Source organism: Pseudonocardia nantongensis, from assembly GCF_046546495.1.
Classification (GTDB): domain Bacteria; phylum Actinomycetota; class Actinomycetes; order Mycobacteriales; family Pseudonocardiaceae; genus Pseudonocardia; species Pseudonocardia nantongensis.
Map to the genome: position 1 here is coordinate 1 of NZ_JBKGXT010000055.1, position 1,099 is coordinate 1,099.

The 1,099-nt window shown below is 72.0% G+C and carries 1 protein-coding gene; it reads right to left on the minus strand.

The window, feature by feature from the left end; genetic code table 11:
• Positions 1–12 precede the first annotated feature (12 nt).
• Positions 13–984 (minus strand): IS481 family transposase, encoded by a 972-nt coding sequence (locus ACLFMI_RS26760; RefSeq protein ID WP_410950738.1) that lies wholly within the window; start codon positions 982–984, stop codon positions 13–15.
• Between the last annotated feature and the right edge of the window lie 115 nt (positions 985–1,099).

Genomic DNA, 1,099 nt, shown 5'->3' on the forward strand with positions numbered 1-1,099 from the left:
TGTCGTGACTCGTCACGTTGTCGACGTGGGGAGCCGGCTGATCGGGGGTCGCCCGCCGAGCGCGGAGTGGGCTCGTTCAGTGTTGTAGTGGCGGGTCCAGTCGTCGAGGGCGGCGCGGCGTTCGGTGTTGCTGGTCCAGGGGCAGGCGTAGGCGAACTCGGTGAGCAGGGTGCGGTTGAGCCGCTCGGCTTTCCCGTTCGTCCACGGGTGTCCGGGCCGGATGAACCGGCGCCGGATCCCGAGTCCGGCACAGACCGCGCTCCAGGTGCGGCCGCGGCGGTAGGCCAGCGCGTTGTCGGTCAGGACCCGCTCGACCCGGACACCGTGCCGGTCGAACCAGGTCGCCGCCCGATGCAGGAACTGCGCGCAGGTCGGATCGCGTTCGTCGGGCAACGCTTCGATGTAGGCCGCGCGGGAGTGGTCATCGATGGCGACGTGGAGGAAGTCGTAGCCGGTCGGAGTCTTCTTGTGCCGGTGAGCGCGGGTGGCGTCGCGCCCATGCAGGCGCCAGCCGCCGCCGTCGGGGATCTGGCCGAGCTTTTTCACATCGACGTGGAGCAACTCACCGGGCCGGGACCGCTGGTAGCGGCGCCCACCGCGGCGTTGGCGTACCGGGGCGCCGGTGATCGGGTCGGTGGCCGCCAGCGGCGCCACCTGGTGGCGACGAAGGATCCGGCCGACGGTCGAGGCGACCAGCCCGAGCTCGCCGGCCAGGAACACCGGCCCACGATGACGGCGACGGCGTAGCTCCAGGACCCGGGCCTCGGTCTGCGTGCTGGTGCGGGTCGGGCAGCGGTGCGGGCGACTCGAGCGCTCAGCGAGCCCGGCCCAGCCCTCGGCGCGGTAGCGGCGGATCCACTTGTAGACCGTGGCCCGCGAGACCCCGAGTTGCTCGGCGATGCGCGCCGCGGGCCAGCCGACCAGATAGCGCTCGACGAGCAGTCGGCGGGCGTACGGGGTCAGGCGGGCATTACGGTGCGCCATCGAGGGCCTCCGGTGTGCGCGGCGGATGCGTCAGACACACCCACCCCGCCTCGGGGGCCCTCCCCGATCAAGTTGACACGCCGCCGTCAACAACGTCCGGAGTCACGACACCTAG